Origin of the sequence: Pseudofrancisella aestuarii (genome assembly GCF_003574475.2) — a bacterium.
Taxonomy (GTDB): Bacteria; Pseudomonadota; Gammaproteobacteria; order Francisellales; family Francisellaceae; genus Francisella; species Francisella aestuarii.
Genome location: NZ_QLIS02000001.1, coordinates 174,768 through 200,531 on the forward strand (window position 1 = coordinate 174,768; position 25,764 = coordinate 200,531).

The window sequence follows — 25,764 nt, forward strand, 5'->3', positions numbered from 1 at the left end:
AGTAGTATGAAAGCATCTGCAAGACACTTGTTAGTTCAGTCTGAAGAAGAATGTAAAAAAATCAAACAAGATATTATTGATGGTAAAGTTTCATTTGAAGAAGCTGCAAAAAAACACTCTTTATGCCCATCTGGAGCAAGAGGTGGTGATTTAGGTACTTTTTCTCAAGGTCAAATGGTTCCTGAATTTGATAAAGTTGTATTCAATGATGAACTTAATGTTGTTCATGGACCAGTTAAAACACAGTTTGGATATCATCTATTAGAAGTTACTTCTCGCGGATAATCAAATAAAACTTATCAAAGGTTTTATTTCTCACTTATATTTTTTAGGTTAAATAATAAATGGATTCTGAAATTAAAAAAGATTTTCAATCATTAGGATTGAATGAAGATATTATATCTACAGTTAAGTCATTGGGTTATGAAAACCCAACGCCAATTCAACAATATGCAATACCTTATGTTTTATCAGGTAGAGATGTATTGGGTCAGGCACAAACGGGTACGGGTAAGACAGCAGCTTTTGCATTACCTCTTATTAATAATATGGATTTAAGTTCAAATAGTAGATTGCCGCAAGTATTAGTACTAGCGCCTACTAGAGAATTAGCTATACAAGTAGCAGAGCAATTTGAAGCATTCTCAAAGAGAATTCCAAATTTAAAAGTTGTATCTATATATGGTGGTCAAGAGTATGGTGGCCAAATAAGAGCTTTAAAAGAAGGCGTGCAAGTAGTAGTTGGTACTGCTGGCAGAGTTATGGATCATATAAAGAAAGGAACACTTAAGCTAGATGGTTTAAAAACTCTAGTTTTAGATGAAGCTGATGAAATGTTAAGAATGGGCTTCATTGATGATGTTAAATGGGTATTAAGTCATATAGATGATAGTTGTCAAAGATTATTATTTTCAGCCACAATCCCATCTGATATTGCAAACATTATAAAAGAACACCTTAGAAATCCTTGTAAAATTCAAGTTAAGTCTAAGACAGAAACGGCTAATACAATTACGCAAAAATTTATAGTTATTAAAGGCTTTAAGAAGATAGATGCTCTTGATAGGATTCTTGAAACAGAAGAAACTGATGGAGTGATTATATTTGTTAAGACAAAAACAAGTACTATAGAAGTTGCGGATAATTTAAAAGCTTTAGGATATAAAGTTGCAGCTATAAATGGTGATATGCAACAAAATCAAAGAGAATATATTATCGATCAGTTTAAGAATGGTAATTCTAGTATATTAGTTGCTACAGATGTAGTTGCTAGAGGTATAGACTTAGAAAGAATTAGTCATGTAATAAACTATGATATGCCAAATGATACAGATTCATATGTTCATAGAATAGGTAGAACTGGTAGAGCAGGTCGTGATGGAGTGTCTATTGCGCTAGTTCCATTAAAAGAGATGGGCTTTTTAAGAGTAGTTGAAAGGGTAACCCGTTCAAAGCTTGAAGAAATATTTATGCCTACAGCTCAGGAACTTTCTGCTGGTAGAATAGAAAAATTTAAGGCTAGAATATTAGGTGCTGTCGAAAAAAATACTAGCTTAGAAAAATATAGAGATGCTATTTTAGAAATTAAAGAAGAAACTGGTTTAGAAACAGAGACTCTTTTAGCAGCATTGACTTTAATTGCTCAAGGTAATAAGACATTCTTCCCTAGGGAAATACAAGCTAAACAAGAGAAAGAAAGATCTCCAAGAGAAAGAAAACCAAGAGAAAGAGATAATAGAGGACAAAATACTTCTAGATTTGAGTCAAGACAAGATAGAAAACCTAGAAAATCTAGAGTTCCATCTGATATTAACTTGAGTACTTATAGAGTAGATGTTGGACGTGATAATGATATTGCACCTAGAAATATAGTTGGTGCAATAGCTAATGAAGGTGGTATAGATAGTAAATATATTTGTAATATATCTATTCAAAAAGACCATACATTAGTAGATTTACCAGCAAATTTGCCTCCTAAAGTTATAAATCACTTAAAGAAAATTTGGGTTGCGGGTAAAAAATTAAATATTTCACAAATAAGTTAATTAAATCTTAACAATTTTAGTATGCTATTTCTTGTTGTATGTATAGTAGGTCTAATTTTATTACCCATTATTAATGTATTATATGATGCTTTTTATGGAGGGTTAGACGATTATAATGATCTAAGTAAAAATAAGAAAAGCATAGGGCATTTCAGAAAGCAATATTACAGTAAATCTAAAAAAGAACTAAATGATTATAAATATTGGGCTATGTTTTTTATTGGTTCAATCCTATTCGTGATTCTGTTTATTATTTACTTTTTCTTTTCGATGAAATACTAGCTAATCTATTCTATTTAAAGCTTTAAGTATGTATAATTTATCGAACTAGCTATTTAATTATAATTTCTATAAATGAGTAACTATATCTTTATAGTTTCCGCACCATCTGGCGCTGGCAAAAGTTCCTTACTAAAAGCCTTTTTAGAAACAAAAATAGGTAAAAATGATTTTGTGGTTGCTACATCTCATACTACAAGAGAATCTCGTTTAGGCGAGACAAATGGTAAGGAATATTATTTTGTTACAGTTGCTGAGTTTGAACAAATGCTTAGGCAAAATGGTTTTATAGAATATGCCAAAGTTTTTAAAAATTATTATGGTACATCAAAATATGAGATAGACAGACTTTTATCTCAAGGAAAAAATATAATATTAGAAATAGACTGGCAGGGTGCTAGACAAGCTAGAGAAATTTATAGAGATCAATGTAAGAGCTTATTTATACTTCCTCCTTCTTTAGAAGAATTAAAAAATAGACTAGTTAAAAGAAATACAGACTCTAAAGATGTTATTAAGCATCGTATGGAACAAGCTGAAAATGAAATTTCACATGCTGATGAATATGATCAGAAAATAATAAATGATAATTTCGAAGAAGCTTTAGATAGTTTAACTAAGTATTTTATACAAAGTATAAAATCTTAATAAAACATCATAAAGGTGAGCTAAATGCTAAATCAAGATTTAATTTTAAGCAAAATAGAAGAAGCTAGAAAAAGCTTAAAAAATGAATTAATAAATGAAGAAGATAAAAGTTTATATATCCAAGAAATTAAAAATTTATTAAAGAAAAATAATGCTACTTTAGTTGCTCATTATTATGTAGATGCAGAAATTCAAAAACTTGCTGAAGAAACAGGTGGATTTGTTGGGGATTCATTAGCGATGGCTAAATTTGGTCTAGAAAGCCCTAGTGATACTTTAATAGTCGCTGGGGTGAGGTTTATGGGTGAATCAGCTAAAATCTTAAGCCCTAATAAAAAAGTGATTATGCCAATGCTAGAGGCTGAATGCTCTTTAGATCTAAGCTGTAGTAATGGGAAGTTTAAAGAATTTATTGATAAATATCCTGATAGAACTGTTGTGGTTTATGTAAATACATCAGCTGATATAAAGGCTTTAGCAGATTGGACTGTTACGTCTTCTAATGCTTTAGAAATATGTGGATATTTGCATAAACAAGGAAAGAAAATTCTTTGGGGACCTGATAAGTATCTTGGCGGTTGGATACAAGAGCAGACTGGAGCAGATATGATTCTCTATGATGGCAGTTGTATTGTTCATGAAGAATTCAAAGCACAAGCATTAGACAATCTTATATTAGACTATCCAGAAGCAGCCGTATTAGTGCATCCAGAATCTCCAGCTGAGGTTGTAAAAAGAGCTGATGTAGTTGGTTCTACGGCACAGTTAATAAAAGCTAGTCAAGAGTTAGAAAATGATAGATTTATCGTGGCTACAGATACTGGTGTATTTTATAAGATGAAACAACTATCACCCAAAAAAGAGTTTATTCCTGCGCCAACAGCAGGGAGAGGGGCAACTTGTCAGTCTTGTGCTAAATGTCCATGGATGAAACTAAATCAATTAAAAAACTTAAAAGCTTGCCTAATAGATCAAAAAAATGAAATTTTTGTAAATGAAGATATTCGTCAAAAGGCTCTAATTCCTTTAGATAGAATGGTCAATTTTTAATTCTTTAGTGAGGTATAGAAATGTCTCAAAATATTCTTAATAAAAACCAAGTTGAAAAAGTACCAGCAAACATCATAAAAGAAAGTGTAGAAATAGCTTTAAGAGAAGATATTGGTAGTGGAGATATTACAGCTGAATTAGTTGAGGATATAGATACTTCAGCTTTTTGTATAACTAGAAGTGATATGATTCTTTGTGGACAAGATTTTGTAAATGAAGTTTTAAAGCAAGTTGATTTAAATATTAAAATACATTGGCACTTTAAAGATGGTAGTAAAGTGGCTGCAGGCAGTAAGATTTTTGAACTATCTGGAAATGCTAGAAGTATATTAACTGCAGAAAGAAGTGCTTTAAATTTTTTACAAATGCTTTCAGCAACAGCTACGGAAACTTTTATATTACAAAGCTTAATTAGTAATTATAAAACAAAACTTTTAGATACTAGAAAAACTATCCCTGGATTCCGTATAGCTCAGAAATATGCAGTTAGATGTGGGGGAGGATATAACCATAGAATTGGTCTTTTTGATGCATATTTAATAAAAGAAAATCATATTAGATCTGCTGGTGGAATAGAAAAGGCTATAGCTAAAGCTCATAAACTACATAAATCTAAAATGGTTGAAATTGAAGTAACTAATTTTGAGGAGCTAGATCAAGCTATAGCTGCAAAAGCTGATATAGTTATGTTAGATAACTTTTCTTTAAAAGATATTGAAGAAGCCGTTGAATTAGCTAAAAACAATGTGTTATTAGAAGTTTCTGGTAATGTTGATGAGGAAACTATTGTTGATATAGCAAAAACTGGAGTTGATTTTATTTCAGTAGGGGCTATTACTAAAAATATAAAAGCAATAGATCTTTCTATGCAAATAGAACTTTAGCCATGATCACAAAAAAACACGACGTAGTGATCGTTGGTAGTGGGTTGGCTGGAATAGCGACAGCAACAGAATTATTATCTCAAGGTTTTGATGTTGCTTTATTATGTGATAAAGATATAGGGATATCTGCTAGTTTTTATGCTCAAGGTGGCATAGCTGCAGTAGTTTCAGAAAAAGACTCTGTAGATCTTCATACTAAAGATACTATGGTTGCTAGTGGAAATGCAGCAGAACTTGAGAGTGTGAAGTATGTAGTAGGAAATTCATTCAAAGCTATTAAGTGGTTAGAAAAAAAAGGTGTTGTTTTTGATAGAGAGGAAGGTAAATATAGCCTTCATTTAGAGGGTGGACATTCACTAGGTAGGGTTTTACATATAAAAGACTATACTGGAAAAGCTATACAAACCACTCTCCTTGAAAAAATAATTGGGCATGAAAAACTTACAGTTTATAAACAATCTTCTGCATTTAGGATTTTTAAAAAAGATAATGAATGTGCTGGGATATATGCTTATAACGGAAAGGATATACTAAAAATATTTTCAAAAAATATAGTTTTAGCTACTGGTGGAGCATCAGGAATTTATAAGTATTCAACTAATGCTTATGCTTTTATAGGCTCTGGGATGATAATGGCTCATGATGCTGGTTGTAAGTTAAAGAATTTAGAATTTACTCAGTTTCATCCTACATGTTTTTTTGATAAAAATGGTGAGCCACTTTTGATATCAGAAGCAATCAGAGGTAATGGTGCTAAACTAGAATTAGAAAGTGGCTATAGAATTATGCAATCTATACATAAACTAGAAGATTTGGCGCCGAGAGATATCGTGGCTAGACAGATTTATGTAAATATGCAAAAAGGTCACACTATTTATTTAAATGCTACACATATGAATAAAACTGAATGGGAAGATAGGTTTCCATTTATTTATCAAAGATTATTAGAAAATAATATAAATCCTGTAAAAGATAGAATCCCTATTGCACCAGCAGCACATTATAGTTGTGGAGGGATAGAAGTTAATGGCAAGTCACAAACAGCTATAGAGGGATTATATGCTATAGGAGAGTGTTCATACACTGGATTGCATGGGGCTAATAGATTAGCTAGTAATTCATTATTAGAATGTGTTGTTTATGCTTTAGCAGCTTCTAAAGATATTATAGATAAACCATTATCTTCAAATGATTCTAATTCTGATATAAATGAAGAGATAATGCTTTGTAACATGAATTTTGACACCTCTAAATATGTGCAGGAAATAAAACAAATCATGTGGGATAAAGTTGGTTTGGTTAGAAAAAAAGCAAAGCTTTTAGAAGCACAAGAAGAAATAAATGCTATATATAACGAAATAGAAAAAAAGATCTCCGTAACTAGTTTTGATAGCAAGCTAAATTTTCTATTTAAACTTGTATCAATTGCAAGATTAACAGTTGAAAGTGCTCTAAAAAGAGAGAGTAGTATTGGTAGTCATTATTTAGATTAATTTCTTCTAATAAACTGTTTTATCCGAACAGCTATAACCCCACATAACATCGAGTAAAAAATATTTATAATTAGTGGTACTAAATAACCAATAATCATAAAAAAAGTTGCATGAATAGTTAACAATGCTTTTTCTGGGGATTTATTAAGTTTTGTAGCAACCCATTGTATGAAATCCTCTCTAAAGAAAAGATCTGGAGCAACTTGTGTTTTAGTGGTGAACACAATATTTGAAAGTGCTGCCACGAAAATACCGGGATCTACTATTATTGAGTCATAATCAAGTCGACCTATTTTAAAGGTTTTATAGTAAACAACTTGTAAATGATTATATTCACAAATTATAAGCATAATAATAAATACAATTAGATATATTTTGAAATCAATTGGAGGAAGCTTATTAACTAAAACTAATTTAATAAATAAAGCTACGAATATTATAAAAATGACACCTATAACAAAAGAAATAGCATTTATATAAGCTAGGAAGACTATAATAAAAGAACAAAATATCATCCAGTTAAACAGTTTCCATACCTTTGGCTTAAGTATTGAAATATTTTCCTCAGGCTGCGTAATATCTTTATTTTCCATTTAAGTAACTCTACTATGTATTAGTATGATTTTAATCTTAAAGCTAAGTAGTAGCAAGAAAGAGACATTATGATATTACCAAAATCTTCTAGATGTACATTTGAGTTATTAGAAAATATTGATAGACATAAACAACTACTAGAAGATTTAGATACTAATCCTAAAAATAGAGAATTCTTTCCAGATGGTGCACTATCTAAAGAAGATATTCCGAAATTAATAGAAAGATTTACAAATAGTTATAAAAATTATAAAACTCCAGTTTTTATGATTTTTAATGAAAGTAAAGAATTTATTGGTAGAGCAGGATTTTCTTACTGTAAAGAAATTGAAGAAATAGAAGTTGGTTATGTTCTTGATTATAAGAGCTGGGGTAAGGGATATGCAACTGAAATTTTGGAAGCTTTATTAAGTTGGGCACATGTGAATTTAAGCAATAAGAAAATATATGCTTTTACAGGAGTTGATCATTTAGCATCAATTAAAGTAATGCAGAAGGTAGGAATGAAATTCGTTGAGAATAAAAATTTAAAAGGTATTGAGTGCGTATTATATGAATATGAAAACTAAAAAGATTACATTATTATCATTATTAATATTCTCTGTGACCGCAGTTAATGCAGATAATTTAGATACATATAGAGATCAAATAAATAATATTGATAGCCAGATAATAAAGTTAATTGCTGAAAGAAATGATATTTCTATTAAAGTTGGAGAATATAAGAAGCATCATAATTTACCTATATATGTGCCTGAAAGAGAAGCAAAACTAAAAAAAGCTCATACAAAGTTAGCAGAAGAGAATGGAGTTTCTCCAGATATGATTAATGAAATTTTTGATATAATAATAAATAATTCAAAACAATTACAAAAATAAAGAATCTTAAATAGAGGAGAGTTTATGAGTATTTATGATTTTAAATTAACAGCTAATGATGGATCAGAATTTGAATTACCAAAAGGTAAGGTTTTACTGATAGTAAATGTAGCTAGTAAATGTGGATTTACTAAACAGTATGAAGGCTTACAAGATCTGTATCAAAAGTATGAAGACTTAGAGATAATAGGTTTTCCTTGTAACTCTTTTGGTGGGCAAGAGCCAGGGTCTGATGAGGAAATAAAAAACTTCTGCTCGACTACTTATAATGTTACTTTTCCAATTATGAAGAAAACTAATGTAAATGGAAAAGATGCAGAACCAATTTATAAATTCCTAAAAGAAAATGCTAAAGGTATTTTAGGAACAGAAAAAATAAAGTGGAATTTTACTAAATTCTTAGTAAGTAGAGATGGTAATCAGATAGAAAGATTTGCACCACAAAAAACTCCAGGAGAGTTAATACCAACTATAGAAAAGCTATTAAAAAGTTCAGTTCTTTAAATCATCAATTGCTTTTAACAATTATATAATCTGCTCTTTTATATTATAATTATTTCTTTGTCAGAAGATTAAAATCAATATGATAAGTTCATCTTTAGGTTACATATCATCACTTTTATTAATTGCGAGCATCATTGTTTATATAGCAGCTAAATCAAGACGAAGATTCTTTGAATATGTTCCTGCAATAGTATTAATTTATTTTATTATCGTAATATTATCTATATGTGGATTATGGGATACAACATCTACAGAAATACAGCAAACAAAAGCAAGCTTACAGCATACTATATTACCTGTAATGTTATTTTTGATGTTAATTAATTGTGATATTAGAATAGTAGTTAAACTTGGTAGGAAATTGCTTATAGCATTCTTTGGAGCCTCATTAACTATAATTATTGGCTTTATAGTAATGTATCTATTAGTTGGGAAACATATAGCTCCAGATGCATGGAAAGGATTTGCTGCATTATCAGGAAGCTGGATGGGTGGTATGGGCAATATGGTTGCAGTTAAGCAAGCATTAAAGACACCAGATACACAAATGAGTTATATACTTTTAACAGACTCTATAAGCTATACAGTATGGTTTGCTTTCTTATTTGCATTGATTTCTAGATCTAAAGTTTTTGATAAATGGGTAAAGGCTTCTGATATTGAAGACCATGTTAATTCTATTTCTTTTAAAGAAAAAGAAAGCCATATTAATTTTGCAGGAATGTTTATATTAATTGGTGTAGCATTTACAGCTAGTTGTATATCTTATGAATTAGCAGATTATTTACCAGAGACAACATTAATCTCTACATCAACATGGGGAATATTAATAGTTACAGTATTTGGCTTTATAATGGCAATGACTCCATTAGCTAAGATTAGAGGAGATGATATATTAGCAAATATGTTTTTATACTCTTTAATTGCGCTAATCGCATCAGGTTCAAGCTTTAAGGGTTTTAGTGATGCTCCAACTTATATAGTATGTGGTTTCATAGTATTAGCAGTACATGGGATACTTATGTTAATCTTAGCTAAGCTATTTAGATTAAATTTATCAATATGTTCAATAGCTTCTTTAGCTAATATAGGTGGTATAGGTGGTTCAACTATATTGGCGAGTGCTTATGCGAAAAATCTCATATCAATAGCAATAATAATGTCATTATTAGGCTTTGCTATAGGAACAGAAGGTGGTTTAGTAGTTGCTAAAATACTATCAGGATTTTAATTATGAAAAAGATAATAGATATTAATTGCTCAGTAATAAGTATTCCATTAAATAGAACTTTTGTAACAGCTGTTAGAAGTACAAATGTTATAGATACTATCTTGGTTAAACTTACTTTAGATGATGGAACAGTTGGATATGGCGCAGCACCGGCTACAGTAGCTATTACGGGTGATACTCTTCACGGTATGAAGTTTATTATTTCAGAGTTATTTTCTCCAGTTATTCTAAATACAAACTTAGAAGATTATGAGGCTGTTTTAGGAAGGGCCTTTTCAAGAGCTATGTTTAATACTGGTGCAAAAATGGCTATTGATTTAGCATATCACGATTTATTAGCTAAGCAGAAGGGTATATCTGTACTAAAGTTCTTAGGTGGAAGTAATAATATTTTAGAAACGGATGTCTCAATAAGCTGTGGTACCGTCTCAGAAACTATAGAGAATATTACAAATGGAATAGAAAAAGGATTTTCTACTATAAAAGTAAAGGTTGGTGCTGATTTTAATAGAGATATAGAGTTATTAAAGTTCCTAGATAGTGAATTTTCTAAACAAATAAGATTTAGATTTGATGCAAATCAAGGTTGGACAGAAAAACAATCTAGACAATTTATAGAAGAACTAAACAAATATAGTATAAATGTTGAGTTAGTAGAGCAGCCGGTTAAATATCATAATTATAGGGCTATGAAAAATATTACAGAGTTTAGTAATATTCCTATTCTTGCAGATGAGTCTGTATTTAGTGAAGCTGATGCTATAAGACTAATAGAGGAGAGAGCTTGTAATATGCTAAATATTAAATTAGCTAAAACAGGAGGGATTTTAGAAGCTAAAAAAATTAAAAAAATAGCTAATGAGCATAATATTCCATGTATGATCGGTTGTATGATGGAATCACCCTTAGGGATAGTTGCTGCAGCTAGTTTTGCTTTAGCTGAAGATATTAGTATGGCTGATCTTGATGTTTTAGACTGGATTAATAAAGATTATTATAGTAATTTTGTGACTTTTGATGAGCCTAATATTATTGTTAAAGATAGTAAAGGCTATGGATTTAATATATAGCATATAAATAAATGAAAGAAGAAAAAATTATTGTTCTAGTGCACGGATTTATTAAAAATAGTAAGGATATGTTTACTATTGAGAGTTTTTTTAAGCAGCATTATGACTATATTATATCTGTTGATCTGCCTACCACTTTTGTAAGTATGGAGGCTGCAGTTACTAGGCTTTGCCAAATTATAGGAGATATTCCTAAGACAAAATCTATTACATTTATAGCTCATAGTATGGGTGGCATAATAGTTTGTAAGACTATACATAAATTACAACTTGAAAATATTGATAAATGTATATTTATAGCTACACCATTTAAAGGTTCAGGGATAGCAGACTTTGGAGATAGAATTCCTTTTTATTCTAGAATACTAAAACCAAATAAAGAGCTTAAGGTAACTGATAAGTATCTAGATATTTGTAATAGTGTAGCTGCTAAGTTTCCCGTAGGATTAATAGCAGGTAATAAGCATTCAAAACTTAATTTTTTGGCTAGGCTTTGTTTAAGTGAAGATAATGATGGTTTAGTTGATGTGGAGTCGGCTTTTGCTATAAATAGTGATGATAGAATTATCTTAAATAAAAGCCATGCGAAAATTCATCATGATACGGATACTTTAAATAAGATAGTTTCTTTTCTAGAAACAGGTAAGTTTGTATCTTAATTTTTTTAGTGTGCCAAGACTTTATATAAAAGCTTAGAAATTTATTTTATTATAGATCTATAGCAGTCTAAGTTTTATAGTTTTATGGATTTTCTTACAGAAAAACAAAATCGAGAAATAGAAGAATATGCAATTTCTAAAGGTATCAACCTTATAGATTATGCATCATCAAAGATAACAAAGTTTATCGTAAAAAAATTTCCTAAAAACTCAAAACTACTTTTTATAGTTGGGAATGGTAATAATGGTAGTGATGGGATTGCAGCTGCTATAAAGCTTCATAATGAAAACTATGATGTTGATGTCTATAGAATATTTTCAAAAGGTAATAAAGATAATCAAAACTATTATAAAAAGTTTTCCAAGCTCAAAAATACATTAAAAGAATTACCTAATATTTATGATTATGATGCTGTTATTGATGGGATATTTGGTATTGGACTAGATAGAGATTTACAAGGTGAAGTTTTAGAGTTGGTAAAGACTATAAATAAAACTGCCAAATATATTTTAGCTATAGATGTCCCAAGTGGCTTAGGGGCTTTTAATGCTAAAGTCTATGGTGAGGCAATACAAGCTAATGATACGATTACTTTCTTAGCTGATAAGCAAGGATTACATACTGCTGATGGTTTAGATTATGCAGGTAAAGTTACTGTTGCTAAGTTAATTAGTAATAAAGATATAAAGTTGTCGAAAGCTCCATATAAAGTTATCAGGAATACTATAGAAGATATAAATTTAGATAATATCCTTAGGAAGAAGAAAAATACTAATAAAGGCACTTATGGTAGCTTAGCAATAGTTGGTGGCAATATTGGTATGAATGGAGCACTACAACTGGCTGGTACAAGTGCTTTATATAGTGGTTGTGGAAAGGTCTCCTTAATTTCTTTAGATAAAAATTTCCGCCCTGATATGTCTATACCAGAGCTTATGACTAAATCACTAGAAAATATTCCCCAAAATATAAATACTTTTTCAGCTCTAGCTGTGGGAGTAGGATTTGGAACTTGTGAAGAATCTCAAAAGATTTTAAAAATATTAATTGAGAACTTAAATCAGCCATCCATCTTTGATGCTGATGCACTTAATATAATTGCTAGCAATGCTGAAGTAAAAGAGAGATTTATCTATTTAGAAAATAAAATAATAACCCCACATCCTGCAGAAGCAGCAAGATTACTTAATTGTAGTACTCAAGAAATTCAAAATGACAGATTTGAGGCTATAAGGAAGTTAGCTAGAGAATATAATGCAACGGTAATACTGAAAGGAGCGGGTAGTCTAATTTGTAAAAATAATGAAATATATATAAATAAAACGGGTAATCAAGGTATAGCAGTAGCAGGGCAGGGAGATGTATTATCTGGAATTGTTGGTTCATTTTTAGCTCAGGACTTAGATACTTTATCCGCGAGTAGATTAGCTGTGCATGTACATGGTTTGGCTGGAGATGAATTAGCTAAAAAGCTTGGAGGCTATATTGGGGTTTTACCTAGTAGGGTTGCTAAAGAGATTTGTAAAATTTTAAATAAAGAAGGAGAGCTATATGACTAATGTTAATAAAATAAAAAAAGCTACTCTTTATCGTATGGTTACAGATAAGCATATTTGTCCTTATGGTATAAAAGCAAAAGATCTTTTAAAGCGTAAAGGTTATGAAATTGAAGATATTCATCTAAAAACTAGAGAAGAGACAGATGTTTTTAAAGAAAAATATAAGGTAAAAACTACACCACAAACTTTTATAGATGGTAAAAGGATAGGTGGCTATGATGATTTGCAGGAATTTTTTGGTGTGGCAAAGCCGAAGAAAGAAAAGACTTATATTCCTGTTATAGTGGTTTTTGCTATTGCATTTTTAATGACTTTAGCAACGAGTTATGCATTATCTGAAACATTTATATTTATTATAAAAATGTTTATGGGATTTAGTATTTCTATTTTAGCAATGCTAAAACTTCAGGATATTGAGAAGTTCTTAAATCAATTTATAACTTATGATTTATTAGCTAGGAAATGGCTGCGTTATGCTTATATTTATCCTTTTGCAGAGGCTTTTGTAGGTATGGGTATAATAGCAACAATTTTAACTCCGCTAGTAGCTGTGATCGCTATAGTTATTGGTTCTATAGGCGCTATATCAGTATATGATGCTGTATATATTAAAAAGCGTGATTTAAAATGTGCATGCGTAGGTGGAAATAGTAATGTACCTTTGGGATTTATATCATTAACTGAAAATATAATGATGATATTAATGGGTATATGGATGTTTTTTATGTAAGGAAATAGAAGAGTTTATTTTTTATTTTTAATTATTTCTATAGGACCATGGTCATCGCAATGGTCACCATGAGGATGGTGTAATCTTCCATCTACTATATAGTCTACATGATCACCATGAGGAACTGTTTCATGTCCACAGTCTGGTCCATGTTTATGTTCTTCACAACATTCATCTTTAACTGGCTTACATTCATTTGGATTTTTTGCTGATACATCTATTTTATGTTCATCATAGTGTCCATTATGTTCATGATGCAAACAACCATTGTGTAAATAATCATAATGATCATTGTGTTTTACCTTAGTATGTCCACAACCATCTTTATGTGTATGCTCATGATTTCCATGATGTTTTTTACAATCGCTCATATTTATTACCTCAAAACTAAATATTATTACTTTGAATTTACCAATTATTGTTGAAAATAACAACTTTGTTAATGACAACAGAGATATCTATAAAGTATAAAAATAATTCAAAAATTCTATATAATGAAACGATAAATTTATTTTGTAGTTATAAACTGATGAAAAGAATATTAATCATAGCGATATTGTTGAATATTATTACATTTGGCTATGCATCTGATAAAGAATATAACTTTTTAGTTATTACAGATATCCATTTAGATATAAATAAAAAAACTCCGATGGTTATAGATCCTGCAAAGTTTAATCGTGAGAATGAATTAGATAAAAATACATTTAATAAAATGATAAATTTAATAAAAAGTGATATAGGTAAGTCAATTGCTAAACCAAATAGTATATTAATGCTTGGTGACATGGTTAGACACCCTGAGCCAGGAGAAAATAATCCAATTGGAACTGTGGTTGATAATGAGTTATATATCTATAGATCATTTGATGAGAAATTTGCGAATATTCCAGTTCTTTATACTTTTGGTAATAACGACAATATTATTCACTATGGAAATTTTAATATAAGAGGATTATCTCCATATACAATTTCTAAAAATAATAATTTTGATGGGTTTATATCACATACTAATTATTGTTTTTCAGATATTCCTAAACCTTGCTTGTTGGCTGAAAATACAATAGATGGATATTATATAGCTATGTTAGATGATAAGTTAGAGCTTATAAATCTTAATAGTATTTTATTTTCTAGAAAGTATGATGGAACAAGTGGTGAAGAAAAGTCAAAAGAAGAGCTAGAGTTTTTATCTAATCAATTAAAAAAAGCAAAAACCAAAGGTAATAGTGTGCTGATAGCAACACATATTCCAGTAGGTAATGATTCTTATGATAATAAAAATCTATGGACTAAAGAATATACAGAAGAGTTTATAAAAATTATTAAGGAATATAAGGATACTGTAATAGGTATAGTCAATGGTCATACACATGTTGATGAGGTTAGAATTTTACCTATTGATGAAAATACTAATATTGGCGAATATACAACAACTTCTCTTACAACAGTAATAACAAATGCTCCGGGTTTTAAGAGTTTTACATTAGCTGAAAATAGTGGAAAGTGGACTATAAAAGACTATTCAGCATATAGTTTTATTGAGCCCCAAATAAATGATTTAAAAATAAAAAAACTATATACATTTACAGATGAATATTGTGATAAAAATAGTTATAAAGAGAATATAAATAATTGTTTAAAAAATGTAACTTTGGATAAAATGAGTAAATTTACATTTATAGAAAATCCTAATGTAAAACCACGTAAATTAATAAATAACTCTCTTTATATCTCTTAAATTTTTATTTTTGCATGTTAATTTTTATTATGTTACTTTAGTTCTAAACTAAATTTTATATAAAAATAATAATTTACATATGGAACGTAATAAAGGTGCTTATGCGCCAGTATTTTATCCAGCGATTGTTTTAGCAATAATATTTTCTTTGTTGGGTATACTTTGCCCAACCTTATTCTCAAAGTATATGGAATTAATACAAAATATAATCTTAGAGAAATTTGGTTGGTTATACATATTAGCAATGAGTATATTTGTCTGCTTATGTGTTTTTTTAATGTTTAGTCGATTTGGAGACATTAAACTAGGTCAGGAACATGAGCTTCCTCAACATAGTAATTTATCTTGGTTTGCTATGTTATTTGCCGCAGGTATGGGAATAGGTTTAATGTTTTATGGAGTTGCAGAGCCATTACAGCATTTTTTAGCTCCACCGGATGCTACAGCTGATAAGTTTCAAGCAGCAAAGGAAGCTATGGATATCACCTTTTTCCACTGGGGAATTGAGGCTTGGTCTGTATATGCAGTAGTTGGATTATCTTTAGCATATTTTGCTTATCGCCATGATCTTCCATTACTACCTCGTTCTATATTATATCCAATATTAGGAAAACATATTTATGGTCCAATAGGTCATGCAGTAGATGTATTTGCTATACTAGGAACATTATTTGGAGTTGCAACGTCATTAGGCTTCGGTGCTATGCAAGTTAGTGCTGGAATAAGCTTTTTAATAGGAGCTCCAGACACAGTTCAGATGCAGATTATTTATATTATATTTATAGTTGCATTAGCTACTATCTCTGTTGGTCTTGGACTAGATAAGGGTATTAAGATCCTAAGTAATGTAAATATAGTATTAGCTCTTATATTATTAGGGTTTATCTTATTTTTTGGACATACTACAGATCTTGTAAAAGATTATTTTCAAAATATAGGTTATTACATAAGCACTATAGTCGATAAGACTTTTAATCTATATGCTTATAATAAGGATAGTCAAGGCTGGTTAAAAAGCTGGACTCTATTTTATTGGGGATGGTGGATAGCTTGGTCACCATTTGTAGGAATGTTTATTGCAAAAGTTTCAAGAGGTAGATCTATAAGAGAATTTGTAGTTGGAGTATTGTTTATTCCAGTTGGATTTACTTTTTTATGGATGACTGTTTTTGGAAACTCTTCTATAGATATAGCTATGACTAGTTCAGGAGAGAGTTTAGTAAGTGCTGCACAAAATAATGTGCCAGTTGCACTATTTGAGTTTTTAAGGTTTTTTCCTTTTTCTACTTTTGCATCTATATTAGCTGTTCTTTTAGTGGTTACATTTTTTGTTACTTCTGCAGATAGTGGTTCTTTAGTTATAGATATTTTAGCGACAGGAAATGCCAAAGAATCATTAGTGCTCCATCGTATTTCGTGGTCAATTTTAACTGGGTTATTAGCAATTTCATTACTTTTAACGGGTGGGTTAGATGCATTACAGTCTGCTACAATTATTAGTGCTTTTCCTTTATTATTTATACTTTTCTTAATGTGTATTTGTTTGATAAAGAGTTTAAGACTAGATTATTTAAGAATTAAAAGCATAGAAACACATTCAACAGTAGTGCAATATGTTAAAGCAAATACTTCTTGGCAAGATAGATTAAAAGCTATAATTGACAAGCCTTCTAAAGAAGAAGCAGAATTATTTTTACATGATGTAGTTCATAATGCTATATACGAAGTTTCTAACAAAATGAAACAAACTGGTTTAAATACAGAAGTTTTTGTAGATGAAGAGACTATTAGCTTAACAATATTTAATGAAAAAACTGATGATTTTATATATACAGTAATGCTTAGAATATATCAGTCAAAAGATGAAAGTGAATATAATAGAGTTGAAGTATTTCTTAGTCATGGTGGACAATATTACGACATTATGGGTTATTCAAAAGAGCAGGTTATAGCAGATGTTATTAACCAATATGACAAACATCTTCATTATTTACATTTAGCAGTCGCAGATAAAGATATTATTAGCTAATAAATTAATCTTTAAATCTATATAAAATGATTTGGTAAATTTATTTTACTAATAGTAGACTATTCTAAAGTATATAACTTTTGAGAGATAAGAGATGTTAAAGACAAAAAGTTTAACTCCATTTGAATATGAGGTAATAATTAATAAAGCAACAGAAAAGCCTTTTACAGGTAGATATAATGATACTGATATTGATATTGAAGGAACATATCTTTGCAGAAATTGTGGTTTACCTTTATTTAAAGCAAGTAGTAAATTTACATCCACATGCGGCTGGCCAAGTTATGATGAGCATATAGCTAATAATGTTAAAGAACTACCAGATGCTGATGGTCGTAGGACTGAAATTTTATGTAATGGTTGTGATGGACATTTAGGACATATTTTTCATGGTGAAGGATATACTAAATTAAATACACGTTATTGTGTAAATTCAGCATCTGTTGATTTTGTACCTTTTGAAAGCCTTTGTGAAACTGAAGAAATATTAGTAGCAGCAGGATGTTTCTGGGGAGTTGAATATTATCTAAAGAAATTAGATGGAGTTCTTTTAGCAGAGTCTGGTTATTGTGGAGGAGATGAACAATACCCAGATTATAAAAAAGTTTGTAATGGTGATACAGGATACTTAGAAGTAGTGAGAGTTATATTTCAAAAAAGTAAATTATCTCTGGAAGGCATTTTGAAATACTTCTTTGAAATACATGATTTTGAACAAACTAATGGGCAGGGACCTGATATTGGAGAACAATATAAATCAGCAATATTTTATTATAATGATGAGCAAAAGAGAGTTGCTGAAAAAGTTAAACAAGGTTTAACTAATATGGGTTATAAAGTTGCTACTGATATTAGAGAAGCAAAACCTTATTATGTTGCAGAAGATTATCATTTGGATTATTACAATAAAAAGGGAACTTTGCCTTATTGTCATATGCCAAGAAAAGTTTTTGAATAAAATCTTATCTTAATTTTTTTCTTATTAGCAAAAATATTATTAAAGCTGAAAATATAAATATAATTTGTTGTAAAGGAATTTCTGTCATTAGCTTTGAGCTTATATAGTGGCTTATCATAAAGCTAGCCATACCACCTAAAGAAAATTTAATTAAGTTGTTTATAGCATTACCTGAACCATATCCTTCTTTTAACTGATTTAAGGCTTTTGAAGTAGTAATTACATTTATTAAAGAAAAACCGGCAGTAGCTATTGTATTTACGAATACAAATAAATAAATATTTTGATAATGTTGAGCTATTATAAAATTTATAAGTAAAGCTAAGATAGCTAAACTATAACCAACAAAGATAAATTTATATTGATTATATAAAGTTATTTTTCTTTTAATATAATAATTTACAAAAATAATACCAACTATATTAAGAGCAAATAAAATACAGTATATAAAATATCCAAGTTTAAAATAATCAATAATTAAAACAGAGGATGAACTTATAAAACTAAAAAGGGCACTAAAACTTAGACCAGCAACTACAGAGCATAATACGAAAGGAATGTTTTTAATATGTTTAAAATAAATTCTAAGATTATGGAGTAAGCTAGATGTTTTTTTATGTTCTTTTAATGTTTCTGGTAAGAAGAATGATAAACCAAATAAGAATATTCCATATATTGTGAGAAAGTGAAATATATCTTGCCATTCTCCAGTAGTATATATAATAAGGCTTCCTATCATAGGTGAAATTATTGGGGCAATCATAAATACCATAGTTAGAGTAGCCATAGTAGTAATTAGTTTCTTCCCACGATAGCAGTCACGAATTATTGCCATTGCTATAATAGCACCAGATGAATCACCAAGTCCTTGAATAAACCTCATATAAAGAAGCATTTCATAAGTACTACTTAATGAGCAAAGAATAGAGCTCAACATATATATAAACATGCCTAATATAAGAGTTTTTTTTCGTCCTATACGATCTGATAAGGCTCCCCAAAAAAGCATGCCTAGAGCGAATCCAAAAAAATATGTTGATACAGATGTGGCTACCATACTTGGCTGAATATTAAAATATTCACCTATTTTTCCAAATGCTGGGATATAAGTATCTATTGCAAAAGGAGGTAGCGCCGCAAAAAAAACAGCAACAAATATTAAAAGTTTACTACCTTTTCGTATGGTCATTAATAATAGAAATTTTAGATATAAATAGGCTATTAATATTAACAGAGTTATATAATAACAAACAGAATTTTATATGATTAGACTAAAAGAAAAAGTAGAGAAATTAAGCTTGTACAGATGAGCCACTATTAGAAGTTTGTTCTGCTGATACTGCATCTGTTAATGCTGCATTAGTTGAAGCTGCTTCAGAAGACTCATTAGCATTAGCAACAGGAGTTGTTGTGGTTGCAGAATTGTCAGCTTGAGTTATAGGAGCTGCTGATTTATCTGTAGCTGAGCTATTATCATAAGTTGCTGCTGTTTGAGCTTGAGCTCCAGATGAAGCATCATCAATAGCACGTTGAATATTATCAGCATTTGTATATCCAGCTATAACTGTTGTATTAGACTCATTAGCATTATTGATAGGAGCTACTACAAGGTAAGGAGTACCCTGAATTCCTAAATTTTGACTGCCAATAGTTAATACATCTTTTAGATGTTCAGCAATCTTCGCTGATTTGATAGTAGCTTTTACTTTTGCAATATCAGCACCAGAATCTTTAGCTACTTTATCAATTGTAGAATCTTTTAATTTTCCTTCATCTTCACCAGTAGCAAATATTCCATCATGATACTTAACATAAGTAGCACCACCATAAAGTTTATAGATAGCAGAACCAACTTCAGCAGCGTACTCAGATGCTGGAGATCTTTCTCCAAAGATTGGGAATTCTACAAATACAAACTCTACATTTGGATTTTTATCCATAAGTTTTTCAAGTTCAGGATAAACCTTAGCACAATACATACATTGATAATCAAAGAATTCATAAACAGCTATTTTAGCGCCTTTATTATCAGTTTTTGGAGTTAGATCAGAACTAACTATGCTATCTCTATTCTCTAAGAAACTTGATACGCTTTGAGCATTCATTTTTTCAGTTACTGTTTCTCTTAATTGTTTTAAGTTGCTAGCTATAGCCTCTTCTGATACAGCAGGTTTTGTATTATTTAATGCATCATTGAAACCTTGTATAACTTTATCATTGTTAATATCAATACCATCAAGATTAGGGTCGTTAGCCATATTACTACCAATGCCATAACCTATAACATAGCTAGCATTGCTATTATTATTTGTTGTAGTGTTATTTGTAGTTACTTCTGATGCAGGAGCTGTAGGCTCATCAGAGGCCTTGTCTTCACCTTTACAAGCAGTAAGACCAATAGCTAAACTAGCAGCTGTTAGAGCTATTAAAAGTTTTTTCTTATTCATATAAGTTTTCTCCTATTCTTTTATTTAGCTTGTGTTTTATTTGCAGCAGCCATAGCTTGATTTTGTAGATCTATCATAGCTTTTCTCATATCATCTTGAGAAAGTTTAGCATCTTTACCTTTAATACCATCTGTAAGACCAGATACAAGCTCTTTATTATCAATAGAAATATTACTATCTTGTAATTGACCTTGTAAATTCTTACCCATAGAGTATCCAACAGAATAACTCATATCACTTGAATCATCAGCAAAAGCGCTAGTTGAAAGAGCTATTACTGCTAAAGGTGCTAAAATTAAAGTTTTTTTAAATTTCATTATGTATTCTCCTTTTATTGAGATTTTATTTAAATCATCGAAATTCATTCTAACAAATATGTAAATATAATAATATATTAATCTAGTAGTTGTTGAGCTATTGCCCAATTTATATGCTCAAGTACTAATTCATCTTTAGCAAAATCAAGTTTCTTTTTTTCTAAAGCTACTATATTTTCTTGAGTTCTTGGAGAGTTACCTATCGCTATAGTTATATTTCTAATCCATGCTCTATGACCAATTCTTCTAATAGCAGACCCTTCTGTATATTTTAAGAAATCTTTTTCTGTCCAGTTATAAAGTTCTAGTAATGGCCTATCTACAAGGAACTCTCTTTCTTTAAAATCAGGTTCTTTAGTTATAGGTGCATCATTATTGTATGGACAAACTAATTGACAATCATCACAACCATATATTCTAGTTCCAATAGCTTTTCTAAATTCTAGAGGTATGGCATTTTTATTTTCAATTGTTAGGTAAGAAATACATCTTCGAGAATCTATCATTTTATTTGGCATAATAGCGTTAGTCGGACATAGTTTTATACAAGCTTGGCATTTGCCACATAAATCTATATGTTTTGCTTCATCTGTAAGGTTAGATAAATTTAAATTGCTATATATTACTCCTATAAAAAAGAAAGAACCCTGTTCTTTATTCATCAGCATTGAGTTTTTTCCCATCCATCCTAAGCCAGCTTTTTCAGCTAAGGGTTTTTCTAATACTGGTGCGCTATCTGTAAATACTCTAAAACTATGTTCAGGACAAATTGAAGATATATATTCAGCTAAATTCTGTAATTTTTTTTTCATCACTTTATGATAGTCTCGTCCATGAGCATATACAGAAACTTTAGCTATATCATCAATTTGACGTATTTTTTTGACTTCATTTTTAATAGATATTGGTTTATTAATATAGTTTAAAGTAGTGACAATAACGCTATTTGTTCCAGGGACTAATTCATTTGGAGTATATCTTTTTGATCCATGTTTAACCATGTAGTCAAGATCTGCATGATAACCTTTTTCTATCCATGCATTATAGTAAGGAATATATTCAGATAGATTACAATCTGCTTTAGATATTGAGGATAACCTTAGATTATTTATGGCGTATTTTTTTACTTTAGACCATTGTTCTAAAGTTAGTTTGACTTGCATTTAATCTTTTCTTTTAATATCCCAAAGTTTTTCTAAAGCATAAAGGTTTCTAGTTTCTTCAAGCATAATATGAGCAACGATATCACCAGTATCTACAAGAACCCAGTCTGATTTTACTTCACCTTCTATACCTAAAATAGATATATTATTCTTTTTAAGTTCAGCTTCTAAATGTTTAGCCAAGGATTTAGCGTGTGTAGTTGAGGTTGCTGTACAGATAACTATGTTTTCCATCATATCTGTTAAATGTTCAACATTTATAGTTTGAATATTTTGTGCTTTTAAGTCATCTAATGCTTCTGTAACAATATTAAGTCTTTGTTCTGTTGTCATGTAATAATTAATTTTATAGTTTAAGTATTGTATTTGGGCTAGATTATAACATAATTATAAATGATATAATGGTATTATAAACCTTATAAATGATTTATAGGAGAAAGAATAATGTTTAATAAAAAAGTTATATTTTTCATTGTAAGTTTGATTGTTGCTCTGATAGCAGTACAAGTTCTTATTTATAAAATTTCTGTTTGGTATGAACAAGCATTAGGAAATGTATTTACCTATATAATATTAATTATATTTACTATATTTGTTTTATCTCCGTTTAAATATATAAAAGATAAGCGTAAAAGTATTAATTTTGCTAATTACATGAAGTATATGGGTTTAACTTTAATTGTAATTTCGAAATTTATATTAAATGTTCTAAAAGAAATAGTAACAACGCTTATGTATGTAGTCACACCATTTCTATTTAAAAATAAAAATGAACTAGGATCAAAAAAATCAGAATCTGATCTATGAATTATACAGCAGAACAGCAGCTGGTAATTAATCATAATATAAATCAACATGCATTAGTCTCAGCAGTTGCTGGAAGTGGAAAAACACAAACATTAATTGCAAGAATTCAATTTTTAATTTCTAAAGGTATTAATCCAAGCAAAATCCTTGTTCTGATGTATAACAAATCAGCACAGGAAGAGTTTGCAAATAGACTGTTTAAAGTTCTAGAGCAAACTATAGCTTCAAGAGTAAATGTAAGGACGATGCACTCTTTAGGAAACGGATTTTTGCAAGCATTTAGTAGAGCAGGTAAGTTAAATTATACATCTATTTTAAAAGAGTATGAGATAGATAATATTCTTATGCAAATTTTAAAAAAAGTTCATAAAGAGCATAAAATTACTAAAGAAATAAATAATGAAAGAATAGAAGAGTTTAAAGGTTATATATCTATTTTAAAATCCAGCATATCATCAAAGCATAAAAGTTTAAGTTTATTGTCTGCTAAAGATAAAAAAGTTTTAGATATGGTGTTTGATTTATTTAATGAGGAATGTGAAAGTAAAGGCGTAATTACTTATGATGATATGATATATATGACTTGTAAAACTTTTGAAAAGGAAGTTTCTTTTGTAAAGAAAGCTCAGCAAATTTACTCTCATATAATAATAGATGAATATCAAGATATAAATGAAGCACAGCAATACTTATTAAAATGCCTAGTAGGAAATGAAACTACAGTAATGGCGGTGGGAGATGTTGATCAGACGATATATCAATGGAGAGGTTCAACACCTTACTATATGCTTGAAGGATTTCAGAAAGATTTCAAAAATGTTAAATATTTTGAGCTTTCTTATACTTTTAGATATGGTGATTTAGTTTCGTTAATGGCAAATAACATTATATCTAATAATAAAAGTAGACATAAAAACTTATGTATTACTTATCCCAAATTAAAAAAAGTGACGGATGTTAGCATTTTAGATGATTCAGATAAAGTTGTAGCTAAGTTAAAGAAGTTAATAGAAGCTGGTGTTCAAGCCTCAGAAATTGTAGTTTTAGTAAGAAAATATAATTCTACAACTATCTTTGAGCTTAGTTGTTTATATAGTGATCTACCTTATTCTGTTGTGGCAGATAAAAATGTTTTCGATGAGAATTTATTTAGAGCTATTTATGGATATCTAATGTTAATCAATAGTGGAAAAGGTTTTTTAGAATATCAAGAAAATGAAAGAGTTGAATTTATAAAAGCAATGCTTGATTATCCTTCATTATATTTAAAAAAAGATCAAAAACAAAAAATAGCGGAAGAGATAGCTCATAATCTGATAACAGCGCCACAAATCCTAGAAGGATTATTGGTAAATGTTGAAGAGTCTTATAAAAAGAGAAATATTATTAATGTTGCAGATAATTGGAAGCAAATATTAAAAAAAATAAAAACAAAGAATGTTGAAAAAGCAATTACTAGTATTTTAGAGATACTAGATTTAAAAAAAATTATTCAAAAGAATCATTCAGAAACATACAAAAGCCAATCAAAGTTAAAGATTATTGATGGAATAGTAGCTTTTGCTAATAGTAAAAAAGTGAACATACAAGAATTTTTAGTGATCTTGAAAGATCTATATGAGAAATCTATTCAAAAAAGAAGTTTTGATGATAATAGTATTCAAATTATGTCTATTCATAGAGCAAAGGGTTTAGAGTGGAATTATGTGGTTTTATATGATGTTACAGAAGGTGGTTTTTTAGGAGATAAGATAAATAACATATCTGAATCTATTCTAGAGGAAGAAAGAAGGCTTTTTTATGTTGCAGCAACTAGAGTAAAGAAACATTTATTTATTGTAGCTGCTAATGATATAAAGAGATTAAATGCTTGGTATGAGGTTAAATCTAATAAATTTCCCAAAAATTTAAAATGCAGTAATTCTTTAAGATTTTTATATGAAGGTAACTTATTAGAATGTGAGGACTTTATTAAACAGTCAAGTTTTGAAAATAATAAAAGTATGTTTAAAAAATATTCTCAAAAGTTAGCTTTAGTAAATAATTAAAGCTCATCAGCATCTGACTCATCAGGATCAAATAGAGAACTTCCACTATCTGCTGTTTCATTATCTTCATCTGTTACTTTATTAGCTTCTTCTTTTGCTAATTCAGCATCTTTTTTATGAGCATCTTCAATATTGATTGGCTCATCTGAAAAATCCATTGAAGGAGATTTAATTAAATCATTCCCTTTTTCGCCGTGTAAGTGTCCATTAGCATCTGGTGAGCTGCCAAATTTATCTAGTAATGTACCATATTTAGCCCAGCAATCATCTGTACTAATAGGAGTCTGGCCATTTTCAACGATAATCTCTTCCCATGATTTTCCATTATCTTTAGATTCATTATATCTAATTAGACAATATCCTTTAGGCTGCTGAACAACAGTAGTTTCTTCTTGTACTTGAGGTTTCTCTTCAGGTGTTTGTACAGCATACTTACTATGATAATAATAAAATCCTGCACCCATTACTAATGCGACAATCGCAGTTCCAATTAATATTTTCTTCTTCATATATCTTCCTAATTTTTATAGGTCACAATTATATAAATGAGGTAATAATAACTCTATAGGATTTTCTTGTAAACACAGTATTAAGTAATATTTAATTTCTACTAAAAAATAGTTTATAA

Annotated in this window: 28 protein-coding genes; 20 read left to right on the forward strand and 8 right to left on the reverse strand. The window is 29.5% G+C overall.

Features of this window, described 5'->3' with window-relative positions; genetic code table 11:
- Nucleotides 1–6: 6 nt before the first annotated feature.
- From DNK87_RS00875 to nadB, 7 genes are all read left to right on the forward strand, one after another.
- Nucleotides 7–285 carry a peptidylprolyl isomerase gene (locus DNK87_RS00875; RefSeq protein ID WP_071664327.1) on the forward strand — a complete coding sequence of 93 codons (279 nt, stop codon included), beginning with the start codon at nt 7–9 and terminating at the stop codon, nt 283–285.
- Nucleotides 286–344: 59 nt separating this feature from the next.
- On the forward strand, nt 345–2,045 hold the full coding sequence (locus DNK87_RS00880; protein WP_119330662.1) for a DEAD/DEAH box helicase: 1,701 nt from the start codon (nt 345–347) through the stop codon (nt 2,043–2,045).
- Nucleotides 2,046–2,066: 21 nt separating this feature from the next.
- A complete protein-coding gene (locus DNK87_RS00885; RefSeq protein ID WP_119330661.1) occupies nt 2,067–2,327 on the forward strand; it encodes a hypothetical protein in 261 nt (86 codons plus the stop codon).
- Between the two features lie 72 nt (nt 2,328–2,399).
- Entirely contained in the window at nt 2,400–2,972 is a 573-nt protein-coding gene (gmk, locus tag DNK87_RS00890) for a guanylate kinase (protein WP_119330660.1), read from the forward strand.
- Nucleotides 2,973–2,996: 24 nt separating this feature from the next.
- Nucleotides 2,997–4,022 (forward strand): quinolinate synthase NadA, encoded by a 1,026-nt coding sequence (nadA, locus tag DNK87_RS00895; protein ID WP_119330659.1) that lies wholly within the window; start codon nt 2,997–2,999, stop codon nt 4,020–4,022.
- Nucleotides 4,023–4,042: 20 nt separating this feature from the next.
- Nucleotides 4,043–4,906, forward strand: coding sequence for a carboxylating nicotinate-nucleotide diphosphorylase (nadC, locus tag DNK87_RS00900; RefSeq protein WP_119330658.1), 864 nt, complete (start codon nt 4,043–4,045; stop codon nt 4,904–4,906).
- Nucleotides 4,907–4,908: 2 nt separating this feature from the next.
- The gene (gene nadB / locus DNK87_RS00905) at nt 4,909–6,399 is read left to right on the forward strand and encodes an L-aspartate oxidase (protein ID WP_119330657.1); all 1,491 of its coding nucleotides are present in this window, start codon (nt 4,909–4,911) and stop codon (nt 6,397–6,399) included.
- Here the strand turns inward: nadB and DNK87_RS00910 are convergent.
- Complete coding sequence (locus DNK87_RS00910) at nt 6,396–6,992, reverse strand: hypothetical protein (protein WP_119330656.1); 597 nt, start codon at nt 6,990–6,992, stop codon at nt 6,396–6,398. The two genes, nadB and DNK87_RS00910, sit on opposite strands and share 4 nt — an antisense overlap.
- Before the next feature lie 69 nt (nt 6,993–7,061).
- Between DNK87_RS00910 and DNK87_RS00915 the strand changes: the two genes are divergently transcribed.
- The 8 genes from DNK87_RS00915 to DNK87_RS00950 all read left to right on the forward strand — a co-directional run bounded on the left by DNK87_RS00915 (nt 7,062) and on the right by DNK87_RS00950 (nt 13,626).
- Complete coding sequence (locus tag DNK87_RS00915) at nt 7,062–7,562, forward strand: GNAT family N-acetyltransferase (RefSeq protein WP_119330655.1); 501 nt, start codon at nt 7,062–7,064, stop codon at nt 7,560–7,562.
- Nucleotides 7,552–7,872 (forward strand): chorismate mutase, encoded by a 321-nt coding sequence (locus tag DNK87_RS00920; RefSeq protein WP_159240177.1) that lies wholly within the window; start codon nt 7,552–7,554, stop codon nt 7,870–7,872. The genes DNK87_RS00915 and DNK87_RS00920 overlap by 11 nt, the downstream gene beginning before the upstream one ends.
- A gap of 24 nt (nt 7,873–7,896) precedes the next feature.
- On the forward strand, nt 7,897–8,376 hold the full coding sequence (locus tag DNK87_RS00925) for a glutathione peroxidase (RefSeq protein WP_119330653.1): 480 nt from the start codon (nt 7,897–7,899) through the stop codon (nt 8,374–8,376).
- Nucleotides 8,377–8,455: 79 nt separating this feature from the next.
- The gene (locus DNK87_RS00930) at nt 8,456–9,607 is read left to right on the forward strand and encodes a DUF819 family protein (protein WP_119330652.1); all 1,152 of its coding nucleotides are present in this window, start codon (nt 8,456–8,458) and stop codon (nt 9,605–9,607) included.
- 2 nt (nt 9,608–9,609) lie between these two features.
- Entirely contained in the window at nt 9,610–10,677 is a 1,068-nt protein-coding gene (locus tag DNK87_RS00935) for a dipeptide epimerase (RefSeq protein ID WP_119330651.1), read from the forward strand.
- A gap of 11 nt (nt 10,678–10,688) precedes the next feature.
- On the forward strand, nt 10,689–11,336 hold the full coding sequence (locus DNK87_RS00940; protein ID WP_119330650.1) for an alpha/beta hydrolase: 648 nt from the start codon (nt 10,689–10,691) through the stop codon (nt 11,334–11,336).
- Nucleotides 11,337–11,420: 84 nt separating this feature from the next.
- Nucleotides 11,421–12,896, forward strand: coding sequence for an NAD(P)H-hydrate dehydratase (locus DNK87_RS00945; RefSeq protein ID WP_119330649.1), 1,476 nt, complete (start codon nt 11,421–11,423; stop codon nt 12,894–12,896).
- Nucleotides 12,889–13,626 carry a MauE/DoxX family redox-associated membrane protein gene (locus DNK87_RS00950; RefSeq protein WP_119330648.1) on the forward strand — a complete coding sequence of 246 codons (738 nt, stop codon included), beginning with the start codon at nt 12,889–12,891 and terminating at the stop codon, nt 13,624–13,626. Before DNK87_RS00945 ends, DNK87_RS00950 begins: the two co-directional genes overlap by 8 nt.
- Before the next feature lie 14 nt (nt 13,627–13,640).
- On the opposite strand, the gene DNK87_RS00955 is transcribed toward DNK87_RS00950, so the two are convergent.
- Nucleotides 13,641–13,997, reverse strand: coding sequence for a hypothetical protein (locus DNK87_RS00955; protein WP_119330647.1), 357 nt, complete (start codon nt 13,995–13,997; stop codon nt 13,641–13,643).
- Nucleotides 13,998–14,155: 158 nt separating this feature from the next.
- Here DNK87_RS00955 and DNK87_RS00960 point away from each other — a divergent pair, with 158 nt between their 5' ends.
- From DNK87_RS00960 to DNK87_RS00970, 3 genes are all read left to right on the forward strand, one after another.
- Nucleotides 14,156–15,367, forward strand: a complete 1,212-nt coding sequence (locus DNK87_RS00960; RefSeq protein ID WP_159240179.1) for a metallophosphoesterase — start codon at nt 14,156–14,158, stop codon at nt 15,365–15,367.
- Nucleotides 15,368–15,446: 79 nt separating this feature from the next.
- Nucleotides 15,447–17,396, forward strand: a complete 1,950-nt coding sequence (locus DNK87_RS00965) for a BCCT family transporter (protein WP_119330645.1) — start codon at nt 15,447–15,449, stop codon at nt 17,394–17,396.
- A 94-nt stretch (nt 17,397–17,490) separates the two neighbouring features.
- Nucleotides 17,491–18,354 carry a bifunctional methionine sulfoxide reductase B/A protein gene (locus tag DNK87_RS00970; RefSeq protein WP_119330644.1) on the forward strand — a complete coding sequence of 288 codons (864 nt, stop codon included), beginning with the start codon at nt 17,491–17,493 and terminating at the stop codon, nt 18,352–18,354.
- 4 nt (nt 18,355–18,358) lie between these two features.
- Here DNK87_RS00970 and DNK87_RS00975 read toward each other — a convergent pair whose 3' ends face one another.
- The 5 genes from DNK87_RS00975 to rsfS form a co-directional block, all read right to left on the reverse strand.
- The gene (locus DNK87_RS00975; protein WP_119330643.1) at nt 18,359–19,543 is read right to left on the reverse strand and encodes a multidrug effflux MFS transporter; all 1,185 of its coding nucleotides are present in this window, start codon (nt 19,541–19,543) and stop codon (nt 18,359–18,361) included.
- A gap of 103 nt (nt 19,544–19,646) precedes the next feature.
- Entirely contained in the window at nt 19,647–20,801 is a 1,155-nt protein-coding gene (locus DNK87_RS00980; protein WP_119330642.1) for a thioredoxin domain-containing protein, read from the reverse strand.
- 20 nt (nt 20,802–20,821) lie between these two features.
- Nucleotides 20,822–21,118 (reverse strand): FKBP-type peptidyl-prolyl cis-trans isomerase N-terminal domain-containing protein, encoded by a 297-nt coding sequence (locus DNK87_RS00985; protein ID WP_119330641.1) that lies wholly within the window; start codon nt 21,116–21,118, stop codon nt 20,822–20,824.
- Nucleotides 21,119–21,195: 77 nt separating this feature from the next.
- Complete coding sequence (gene queG, locus DNK87_RS00990; protein ID WP_119330640.1) at nt 21,196–22,281, reverse strand: tRNA epoxyqueuosine(34) reductase QueG; 1,086 nt, start codon at nt 22,279–22,281, stop codon at nt 21,196–21,198.
- Nucleotides 22,282–22,614 carry a ribosome silencing factor gene (rsfS, locus tag DNK87_RS00995; protein WP_119330639.1) on the reverse strand — a complete coding sequence of 111 codons (333 nt, stop codon included), beginning with the start codon at nt 22,612–22,614 and terminating at the stop codon, nt 22,282–22,284.
- A gap of 111 nt (nt 22,615–22,725) precedes the next feature.
- On the opposite strand from rsfS, the gene DNK87_RS01000 reads away from it, so the two are divergent.
- Complete coding sequence (locus DNK87_RS01000; protein WP_244614583.1) at nt 22,726–23,088, forward strand: hypothetical protein; 363 nt, start codon at nt 22,726–22,728, stop codon at nt 23,086–23,088.
- Nucleotides 23,085–25,136, forward strand: coding sequence for an ATP-dependent helicase (locus tag DNK87_RS01005; protein ID WP_119330638.1), 2,052 nt, complete (start codon nt 23,085–23,087; stop codon nt 25,134–25,136). The genes DNK87_RS01000 and DNK87_RS01005 overlap by 4 nt, the downstream gene beginning before the upstream one ends.
- Here the strand turns inward: DNK87_RS01005 and DNK87_RS01010 are convergent.
- Nucleotides 25,133–25,645, reverse strand: coding sequence for a hypothetical protein (locus tag DNK87_RS01010; protein ID WP_119330637.1), 513 nt, complete (start codon nt 25,643–25,645; stop codon nt 25,133–25,135). The two genes, DNK87_RS01005 and DNK87_RS01010, sit on opposite strands and share 4 nt — an antisense overlap.
- Nucleotides 25,646–25,764 lie beyond the last annotated feature (119 nt).

Coding starts and splice junctions, on each gene's coding strand:
- DNK87_RS00875 (WP_071664327.1), top strand. CDS start 7: ATGAAAGCATCTGCAAGACACTTGTTAGTTCAGTCTGAAGAAGAATGT.
- DNK87_RS00880 (WP_119330662.1), top strand. CDS start 345: ATGGATTCTGAAATTAAAAAAGATTTTCAATCATTAGGATTGAATGAA.
- DNK87_RS00885 (WP_119330661.1), top strand. CDS start 2,067: ATGCTATTTCTTGTTGTATGTATAGTAGGTCTAATTTTATTACCCATT.
- gmk (WP_119330660.1), top strand. CDS start 2,400: ATGAGTAACTATATCTTTATAGTTTCCGCACCATCTGGCGCTGGCAAA.
- nadA (WP_119330659.1), top strand. CDS start 2,997: ATGCTAAATCAAGATTTAATTTTAAGCAAAATAGAAGAAGCTAGAAAA.
- nadC (WP_119330658.1), top strand. CDS start 4,043: ATGTCTCAAAATATTCTTAATAAAAACCAAGTTGAAAAAGTACCAGCA.
- nadB (WP_119330657.1), top strand. CDS start 4,909: ATGATCACAAAAAAACACGACGTAGTGATCGTTGGTAGTGGGTTGGCT.
- DNK87_RS00910 (WP_119330656.1), bottom strand. CDS start 6,992: ATGGAAAATAAAGATATTACGCAGCCTGAGGAAAATATTTCAATACTT.
- DNK87_RS00915 (WP_119330655.1), top strand. CDS start 7,062: ATGATATTACCAAAATCTTCTAGATGTACATTTGAGTTATTAGAAAAT.
- DNK87_RS00920 (WP_159240177.1), top strand. CDS start 7,552: ATGAAAACTAAAAAGATTACATTATTATCATTATTAATATTCTCTGTG.
- DNK87_RS00925 (WP_119330653.1), top strand. CDS start 7,897: ATGAGTATTTATGATTTTAAATTAACAGCTAATGATGGATCAGAATTT.
- DNK87_RS00930 (WP_119330652.1), top strand. CDS start 8,456: ATGATAAGTTCATCTTTAGGTTACATATCATCACTTTTATTAATTGCG.
- DNK87_RS00935 (WP_119330651.1), top strand. CDS start 9,610: ATGAAAAAGATAATAGATATTAATTGCTCAGTAATAAGTATTCCATTA.
- DNK87_RS00940 (WP_119330650.1), top strand. CDS start 10,689: ATGAAAGAAGAAAAAATTATTGTTCTAGTGCACGGATTTATTAAAAAT.
- DNK87_RS00945 (WP_119330649.1), top strand. CDS start 11,421: ATGGATTTTCTTACAGAAAAACAAAATCGAGAAATAGAAGAATATGCA.
- DNK87_RS00950 (WP_119330648.1), top strand. CDS start 12,889: ATGACTAATGTTAATAAAATAAAAAAAGCTACTCTTTATCGTATGGTT.
- DNK87_RS00955 (WP_119330647.1), bottom strand. CDS start 13,997: ATGAGCGATTGTAAAAAACATCATGGAAATCATGAGCATACACATAAA.
- DNK87_RS00960 (WP_159240179.1), top strand. CDS start 14,156: ATGAAAAGAATATTAATCATAGCGATATTGTTGAATATTATTACATTT.
- DNK87_RS00965 (WP_119330645.1), top strand. CDS start 15,447: ATGGAACGTAATAAAGGTGCTTATGCGCCAGTATTTTATCCAGCGATT.
- DNK87_RS00970 (WP_119330644.1), top strand. CDS start 17,491: ATGTTAAAGACAAAAAGTTTAACTCCATTTGAATATGAGGTAATAATT.
- DNK87_RS00975 (WP_119330643.1), bottom strand. CDS start 19,543: ATGACCATACGAAAAGGTAGTAAACTTTTAATATTTGTTGCTGTTTTT.
- DNK87_RS00980 (WP_119330642.1), bottom strand. CDS start 20,801: ATGAATAAGAAAAAACTTTTAATAGCTCTAACAGCTGCTAGTTTAGCT.
- DNK87_RS00985 (WP_119330641.1), bottom strand. CDS start 21,118: ATGAAATTTAAAAAAACTTTAATTTTAGCACCTTTAGCAGTAATAGCT.
- queG (WP_119330640.1), bottom strand. CDS start 22,281: ATGCAAGTCAAACTAACTTTAGAACAATGGTCTAAAGTAAAAAAATAC.
- rsfS (WP_119330639.1), bottom strand. CDS start 22,614: ATGACAACAGAACAAAGACTTAATATTGTTACAGAAGCATTAGATGAC.
- DNK87_RS01000 (WP_244614583.1), top strand. CDS start 22,726: ATGTTTAATAAAAAAGTTATATTTTTCATTGTAAGTTTGATTGTTGCT.
- DNK87_RS01005 (WP_119330638.1), top strand. CDS start 23,085: ATGAATTATACAGCAGAACAGCAGCTGGTAATTAATCATAATATAAAT.
- DNK87_RS01010 (WP_119330637.1), bottom strand. CDS start 25,645: ATGAAGAAGAAAATATTAATTGGAACTGCGATTGTCGCATTAGTAATG.